Origin of the sequence: Streptomyces lateritius, from assembly GCF_014649715.1 — a bacterium.
Lineage (GTDB): Bacteria > Actinomycetota > Actinomycetes > Streptomycetales > Streptomycetaceae > Streptomyces > Streptomyces lateritius.
The window spans coordinates 332,955-340,534 of record NZ_BMTO01000009.1; the positions used below are offsets into that span (position 1 = coordinate 332,955).

The following is a 7,580-nucleotide window of genomic DNA, read 5'->3' on the forward strand; positions in this document are numbered from 1 at the left end:
GACCCGGCCCGCGTCCGCCCAGCGCCGCGCGGTGTCGGGGCTGACGCCGAGCAGACGGGCGGCCTGACCGATGGTGTAGGACTGCATGTGCGTCACGGTAGGGCGATCAGGCTCTCATCTGCAACAAGTCTGTGGGACCCTCCATCGCGGATGAGAGATCGCTTGGAGGAAGGGACGATCTCCCGTGAGAGGGGCAGGGGGCGGCAGCCGTGTCGCGACGCGGCGAGCGTGCGTGCCAGGGCGTCGCGGACCAGGCGGGACTTCACGGACACGGCCTGGCGCTCCTGCCGCCGATTCCTACGGGAGATCGATGTGCACGTTCGTGGACTTCACCCGGGCGGTGACGGTGACCCCGACGCCGAGCCCCAGTTCCTCCACGGCCTCGCGCGTCACGAGCGAGACCAGCCGGTGCGGCCCCGCCTGGACCTCCACCAGCGCGGCCACGTCGTCGACGCGTACCGCCGTCACGATCCCCACGAACGCGTTGCGCACCGAGGTCGCCACCTCGTCCTCGGGCACGGCGTGCTGGCCGGCCCCCCGCTCCTTGGCGAAGCGCGCCAGATCCGCTCCGTCGATCGCCCGGTTCCCCGCGCCGTCCCGGTCCATGCGCAGCCGGCCGCCGTCCGCCCAGCGGCGGACGGTCTCCGAGCTCACTCCGAGCAGCCGCGCGGCCTGCCCAATGCTGTACGACGGCACAACCGCACTCTAGGTCAGGCGCCGGATCAGGCGGCGGAGAGGGAGATCTCGGTCGACTTGATCAGCGCGACGACGGAGGACCCGACGGCGAGGCCCAGGTCCGCGACGGCGTCCTTGGTGATCGCGGCGGTCAGCTCACCGCCTTCGATGGTCACCTTCACGGAGGCCATGGCGCCCCCGGTGGCGACCTCGGCGACGGCCCCGGGGATCTGGTTGCGGATGGACAGACCCTCCACCGGACCGGTGGCGAGCGAGACCTCGGTGGACTTCACGAGAACCCCGACGGCGGACCCTTCGGCCAGCCCGAGATCCCTGACGGCCTCCAGGGTGATCGCCGCCGTCACGTCCTGCCCGCCGCCGAGGCGGACCTTGACGGTCGCCATGACCTCGCCCGGGGTGACGCCGACGACAATTCCGGCGAGCTGGTTGCGGATGGACAGGCTCATGAAGAAACCCCTCACGACGAAGTCGGTGCAGGTGCCGAACGGGCGGTCCGCCCCTCGCACCCCTCACGCTAAAGCCGTGAATCGGACACCGCGCGGCACCACGTCGCAATCGCCAGGCGCATCGTGCCCCGACACCCGCCGATCGACTTCACCAAAAAAGACCCTCCCGAAGGAGGGTCCTGAGGTGTGCGCCCCCGGCAGGACTCGAACCTGCGGCCAAGTGCTTAGAAGGCACCTGCTCTATCCACTGAGCTACGGGGGCCGGGTGGTGGCCTGGTGGCCTGGAGCCCCCTGTGGGAGGGGCGTGGCCTTGCCGGGTCAAGGATAGGGCTCCGATTGCCTTGGCCCGGCTGCTTCACCTGCGTGGCACGATGTGGAGGTTCGGTGAAGCGGAACGATAATCGCAGGCAGGTGCGATTTCCGCAGCGCTTTTCGCGCCACTTGGCCCGGGTGTTGTGCACTCGTTATGCCTGAGGCTCATGTCATCAGTCGTTCTGTCGGCGCGCAGGACCCTTATACGCTTCAAAAAGACTCCAAAATTGGGCATTCTTCGCATGTGGTGACCTTGGACGAACGGCCTCAGCTCATCGACGCACTCTCCGCCCTGCGCGACTGTGTCGCCGCCGTGCGTCTACCCCTCCCCCTCCCAGGCGCTCCACGCGCCCGTCAGGCCCGATCCGAGCTGCTCGCCCAGCTCGACGACTACCTGGTCCCCCGGCTCAAGGACCCCGACGCGCCGCTCCTGGCCGTCGTCGGCGGATCCACCGGAGCAGGCAAGTCCACACTCGTCAACTCTCTTGTGGGACGGCGTGTCAGCGAGGCGGGGGTCCTCAGGCCCACCACGCGCACCCCCGTGCTCGTCTGCCACCCCGACGACCACCACTGGTTCGCCGGCATGCGCGTCCTGCCCCAGCTCACCCGGATCTGGCTGCCCCACCAGGACCCGCAGGACGAGAACCACGCCGACGAGCCCCCCGAGGACAACGCGCTCCGCGTCGAGACCTCCTCCGTCCTGGCGCCCGGCCTCGCCCTGCTCGACGCCCCCGACATCGACTCCCTCGTCGTCGAGAACCGCCTGCTCGCCGCCGAGTTGATGTGCGCCGCCGACATCTGGGTGATGGTCACGACCGCCTCGCGGTACGCCGACGCCATCCCGTGGCACCTGCTCCGTACCGCCAAGGAGTACGACGTCACCCTCGTCACCGTCCTCGACCGGGTGCCCCACCAGGTCATCGGCGAGGTCTCCCGCCAGTACGAGGCACTGCTCCACAAGGCCGGGCTCGGGGACGTGCCCCGGTTCACCATCCCCGAGCTGCCCGAGTCGACCGGCGGCGGCAGCGGGCTGCTGCCCGACACGGCCGTCGCCCCGCTGCGCGCCTGGCTCGCCCACCGCGCCCTGGACCCCGCCGCCCGCCAACAGGCCGTCGGCCGCACCGCGACCGGCGTCATCGACTCCCTCGACACCCGGATGCCCGAGCTCGCCGCGGCGGTCGCCGCCCAGTACGCCGCCGCCGTCCGGCTCGGCGGCGCGGTCGAGGCGGCGTACGAGGGGCAGCGCGAGCGCGTCCGGCAGCAGCTGGGCCGCGGGGCCGTGCTCGCCGGTGACGCCCGTACCCGCTGGCGCGGCTACCCCCGCGACAGCTCCGCCGACGAACTCCTCGACGCCCTCGTCGAATCCCTCGCCGCCCTCCTGCAGTGCGCGGCCGCGGCCGCCGACGAGCGGGTACGCGACTCCTGGCGCCGCGAACCCGCCGCAGCGGCCCTCCTCGCGGCGCAGGCCGCCCCCGACCGGGAGGCGAACGAACGGATCGAACTGGCGGTACGGCGCTGGCGGCGCGTCCTCGAAGAGCTGGCCGAGGCTGAGGTGCGCGGCAGCGACCGCATCGCGCCCTCCCGCACCGCCGCCCCCGAGCCCGAGACCGTCGCCGCCCTGCTCGCCGCCGCCCTCCTCGGCGGCCGCCGCACCCGCAGCGCCGGCGAACGGCTCGCCGAACTCCTCGGCGCCCAGACCGCCCTCCGCCTGCGCGACAAGGGGGGCGATCTTCTTCTGACGTACGTCGACGGTGCCCTGCACGGCGAGCGGGACCGTCGCCTCGCTCCCCTCGACGCCCTCGACGTGACCCCCGAGCCGCAGGCGGAGCTGATCGCCGCGCTCTCCGTACTGCAGAAGGAGAAGTGAGGACCGGTGAGCAGCAGCACGAGCAGCACGGGCATGACGGGTGTGAGCGGCGCGGACGGCACGGTGGACGGCCGCTGGGACGACGGCCTGATCGCACGCCGGGCGGCCGAGCGAGCGGCCGGGAAGCCTCAGAACGGCCCCGCGTCGTCCGCCGCGGAGGAGGACAACCTCCCGCCCCTCGGCGGGAAGTACGGCGGCGCCCTGCGCCACCGCCTCGACGCGCTCCACGAACTCGTCGGCCTCTCCCGTACGCGTGTCGAGAGCGAGACGCTCGCCGAGGCCGGGCGCGTACTCGACGAGGCCGCCGCCCGCCAGCGGCTCTCCGCCCACCACACCGTCGTCGCCATCGCCGGTGCCACCGGCAGCGGCAAGTCCACCCTGTTCAACGCCCTCGCCGGCGTCCCCGTCTCCGAGACCGGCCTGCGCCGCCCCACCACCTCCGCCCCCATCGCGCTGAGCTGGTCCGAGGGCTCCGCCGGGCTCCTCGACCGCCTCGCCGTCCCCGGCCGGCTGCGCCGCCGGCCGCTGGCGGGCGGCGCGGCCGACGAGGACCTGCAGGGGCTCGTCCTGATCGACCTGCCCGACCACGACTCGGCCGTCACCGCCCACCGCGACCAGGTCGACCGGGTCCTCGGCCTCGTCGACGCCGTGATCTGGGTCGTGGACCCGGAGAAGTACGCCGACGCGGCGCTCCACGAGCGCTATCTGCGGCCGCTGGCGGGCCACGCCGAGGTCACCTTCGTCGTCCTCAACCAGATCGACCGGCTGGGCGCCGAGGCAGCGGACCTCGTCCTGGACGATCTGCGCCGGCTCCTCGACGAGGACGGCGTCGCCCTCGGCGAACACGGTGAACCCGGCGCCACCGTCCTCGCCCTCTCCGCCCTCACCGGAGAGGGGGTCGGCGAACTGCGCGAGCTGCTCGGCCGGTTCGTCCAGGAACGGACCGCTCCGGCGCTCCGGCTCTCGGCCGACGTGGACGCGGCGGCGGGCCGGCTCCGCGCGGTGTACGTCGCCGACGGCCAGACCGGCCTCGGCGAGCGGGCGAGGGAGGACTTCTCGGCCCGGCTCGCGGTCGCCGTGGGCGCCACGGCGGCCGGCGAGGCCGCCGAACGCGTCTGGCGCCGGGGCGCCATCCGCGCCTGCGGCACCCCGTGGCTACGCCTCTACCGCTGGTACGAGCGGATCCGCGAGCACGGTTCCACCGGCCCCCGCCTCCAGGCTCCGGCCGAGGACGAACTGACCGCACGGCAGCGGGTGGAACAGGCGGTGCGGATCGTCGCCGACGACGCCTCGCGCGGGCTTCCGGGCCCATGGGCGCTGGCGGTGCGCGAGGCGGCGGCGCGCGGGGCCGAGGGGCTGCCCGAGGCGCTCGACGAGCTGACGCTGACCATGGGGGACGCGGCCGCCCGGCCACCACGGCCCGCCTGGTGGCCGGCCGCCGTGCTCGCACAGGTTGTGATGACGCTCCTGCAGATCTTCGGCGCGCTGTGGCTGGTGGGCCAGATCGTCGGCGTGGTCGAGCCGGGACTGCTGCCACCCGTCCTGATCATGATCGGCGGCATCGTGGGCGGCCCGCTCGTGGAGTGGGCGTGCGCGGCCGCGGTGAAGGGGCCGGCGCGACGGTACGGACAGGAGGCGGAGCGCAAGCTGCGGGAGGCGGCGGCGGCCTGCGGCCGGGCGCGGGTGCTCGACCCGATCTCGGCGGAACTGATGCGGTACCGCGAGGTGCGCGAGCAGTACGTGACGGTGTCGGGGGCCCGGTCGGGCGCGCGGGTCACGCGGCTCGGCGCCGGTGGCGCGCGGTGGGGCGGGACGAGGCGGGGCGCGCGCATGAGGTGAGCGGCCGGCCGGCGTCACGACGCCTGTCACTCTGCCGGGTGACGAGGTTTTCCCCAAGTGGCCGGCTGTCCACAGCCGTCGGCGGGGTTCGGCCGACCGGTCCAGCATGGAGTCGACCGAACGGGCATCCGGCCAAGGGGGAGAGTCATGAACGACACGACGGTGACGCTGGTGGGGAACGTGGCGACGAGCGTCGACTACCGGGACACGGCGACGGGCGGGGTGGCACGGTTCCGGTTCGCGGTGACGGCGCGCCGCTGGGACCGGGAGCACGGCACGTGGGCCGACGGACACACCAGTTTCTACACGGTGTTCGCCTGGCGGGCGCTCGGCGCCAACCTCGCGGCCTCGGTCTCGGTCGGAGAACCCCTGGTGGTGCACGGCCGGTTGAAGGTGCGTGAGGAGGAGCGCGAGGGGCAGCGCAAGACGTTCGTGGACATCGACGCGCTGGCGGTGGGGCACGACCTCACCCGCGGGACGGCGGCGTTCCGCCGGATGGTGAAGGGGGAGCCGCGGGTGACGGAACGCCAGGAGAACGGCGCCGCGGGCCCGGTCCGGGACCCGTGGGACACCGGCCCGGCACCGAGGCGGGACGAACCCGCGTCCCCGTCCTCCGTCGAGCCGGGCGCGGTGACGGAGACGGTGCGGGTCCTGGAACCCGTGCTCTGACCCGGAGTTGTGGTGATTTGTCGACACCGCGACCAGCGCTTCTTCGCGAAACGGGCACCATGGATAACGATTTCGAGTCGGAATGGTTATCAGACCGTATGAAAGGGCACTCGGCGCTTCCCCCTCCCTAGGATTCCGGCGTACTCATGGGGAACTTGAGTTGGCGCGAGTCACTCGCGCCACTCGAGCCACGTGAGACAACTGGGTCAGTGAGACTGCTGGCGAAGCGCTCCCCCCACGTGTCATGACCAAAGACACGGAGCAGCTCGCCCGGAGGGGAAATTCATGTTTTCTGTTCGGAGGCGCGGCGCTGCCCGCCTTGCCGCCGCGACCGTGGTCTCGGGCCTCGTCGCGACGGGTGCCATAGCCATCGCGGGTCCTGCGATGGCCGACGAAGGTCAGCAGGGCACGGGCGGCGCGACCGCCACGCTGGGTGAGCTCACCGTCTTCGACACGGTCAAGATCGCGGGCAAGGGCGAGGTGAACGCCGGCCTGTTCGAGATGCAGGTGAAGCCCGGCGGCACGCTGCAGACCTACTGCATCGACCTCTACACCGGCGCCAAGAACGGCCAGGAGTACAAGGAGGTCGGCTGGGACCAGTCCTCCCTGCACAACAACGAGGACGCCGGCAAGATCCGCTGGATCCTGCAGAACTCCTACCCGCAGGTGAACGACCTCGGCGAACTCGCCAAGAAGGTCGGCGCGAAGAACCTCACCGAGAAGACCGCCGCCGCCGCCACCCAGGCCGCCATCTGGCACTTCTCGGACGACGTCGAGGCCATGCCGGCCGACGAGGACGCCCAGGCCCTCACCAAGTACCTGGAGGAGAAGGCGGTGAACCTGGAGGAGCCGAAGGCCTCCCTCAGCCTCTCCCCGTCCTCCGTCGCCGGTAAGTCCGGTGAGCGCCTCGGCCCGGTCACGGTGAACACGAACGCCGCTTCGGCCGCGGTCTCGCTCACCCCGGGCGCCCCCGAGGGCGTCAAGCTCGTGGACAAGGACGGCAAGGTCGTCACCGACGTCGCCAACGGCGGCCAGGTGTACTTCGACATCCCGGCCGGCGCCGCCGACGGTTCCGCCGAGCTGACCGTCCAGGCCGACACCACGGTCCCGATCGGCCGCGCCTTCGTCTCCACCAAGGTGAAGAGCCAGACCCTGATCCTGGCCGGCACCAGCAAGTCCACGGTCAACGCCAAGGCGTCCGCGAGCTGGGCCAAGAAGGGTGCCATCCCGGCCCTCTCCGCCCAGACGAACTGCGCCAAGGGCGGCCTGGACATCACCGCCTCCAACGAGGGCGACGAGGGCTTCGCCTTCGAGCTCAAGGGCGAGAAGTACACGATCGCCGCCGGTGAGTCCAAGACCGTGACGGTCCCGCTCGCCGAGGACGAGGCGTACGACTTCACGATCACCGGCCCGAACGGCTTCGAGAAGACCTTCAAGGGCGTCCTCGACTGCAAGACGGCCACCCCGGGCCCGCTCCCGTCGGAGACCCCCTCGACGCAGCCCTCCCCGTCCACCACGGCCCCCGCGACCACCACGGGCGGCTCCACCACCAACGGCGGCACCACGGGCGGCGGCGACCTCGCCGAGACCGGCAGCTCCAACGCCACCCCGATGATCGCCGGCATCGCCCTGGCCCTCGTGGCCCTCGGTGGCGGCGCGGTCTTCCTCCTCCGCAAGAAGAAGACGGCCGGCCAGTGACACGATCATGAACCCTGAGTGACACGATGTGACTCTCGGTCGCCGACGGGCCC

At 72.1% G+C, this 7,580-nt stretch carries 7 protein-coding genes and 1 tRNA gene; 4 read left to right on the forward strand and 4 right to left on the reverse strand.

The genetic code is table 11. The features are described from left to right. From IE136_RS35860 to IE136_RS20690, 4 genes are all read right to left on the reverse strand, one after another. Positions 1–87, reverse strand: an 87-nt coding sequence (locus tag IE136_RS35860; RefSeq protein ID WP_229818996.1) for a helix-turn-helix domain-containing protein, incomplete at its 3' end; no start/stop codon positions are given. A gap of 210 nt (positions 88–297) precedes the next feature. Further along, positions 298–696, reverse strand: a complete 399-nt coding sequence (locus IE136_RS20680) for a TOBE domain-containing protein (protein ID WP_158987390.1) — start codon at positions 694–696, stop codon at positions 298–300. A gap of 26 nt (positions 697–722) precedes the next feature. Beyond that, positions 723–1,142, reverse strand: coding sequence for a TOBE domain-containing protein (locus IE136_RS20685; protein WP_158987388.1), 420 nt, complete (start codon positions 1,140–1,142; stop codon positions 723–725). Between the two features lie 189 nt (positions 1,143–1,331). Then, positions 1,332–1,404: transfer RNA gene (locus tag IE136_RS20690), tRNA-Arg, on the reverse strand. Positions 1,405–1,707: 303 nt separating this feature from the next. Here IE136_RS20690 and IE136_RS20695 point away from each other — a divergent pair. From IE136_RS20695 to IE136_RS20710, 4 genes are all read left to right on the forward strand, one after another. Beyond that, complete coding sequence (locus IE136_RS20695) at positions 1,708–3,321, forward strand: dynamin family protein (RefSeq protein ID WP_158987386.1); 1,614 nt, start codon at positions 1,708–1,710, stop codon at positions 3,319–3,321. Positions 3,322–3,354: 33 nt separating this feature from the next. After that, positions 3,355–5,160, forward strand: a complete 1,806-nt coding sequence (locus IE136_RS20700) for a YfjP family GTPase (protein WP_158994286.1) — start codon at positions 3,355–3,357, stop codon at positions 5,158–5,160. 147 nt (positions 5,161–5,307) lie between these two features. Beyond that, positions 5,308–5,829, forward strand: coding sequence for a single-stranded DNA-binding protein (locus IE136_RS20705; protein ID WP_229818982.1), 522 nt, complete (start codon positions 5,308–5,310; stop codon positions 5,827–5,829). A gap of 285 nt (positions 5,830–6,114) precedes the next feature. Then, positions 6,115–7,527 (forward strand): Cys-Gln thioester bond-forming surface protein, encoded by a 1,413-nt coding sequence (locus IE136_RS20710; protein ID WP_158987384.1) that lies wholly within the window; start codon positions 6,115–6,117, stop codon positions 7,525–7,527. Positions 7,528–7,580: the final 53 nt, after the last annotated feature.

Excerpts from the sequence above, each read along its gene's own strand:
- IE136_RS20700 (WP_158994286.1), top strand. The coding sequence starts at position 3,355 with ATGACGGGTGTGAGCGGCGCGGACGGCACGGTGGACGGCCGCTGGGAC.
- IE136_RS20685 (WP_158987388.1), bottom strand. The coding sequence starts at position 1,142 with ATGAGCCTGTCCATCCGCAACCAGCTCGCCGGAATTGTCGTCGGCGTC.
- IE136_RS20705 (WP_229818982.1), top strand. The coding sequence starts at position 5,308 with ATGAACGACACGACGGTGACGCTGGTGGGGAACGTGGCGACGAGCGTC.
- IE136_RS20710 (WP_158987384.1), top strand. The coding sequence starts at position 6,115 with ATGTTTTCTGTTCGGAGGCGCGGCGCTGCCCGCCTTGCCGCCGCGACC.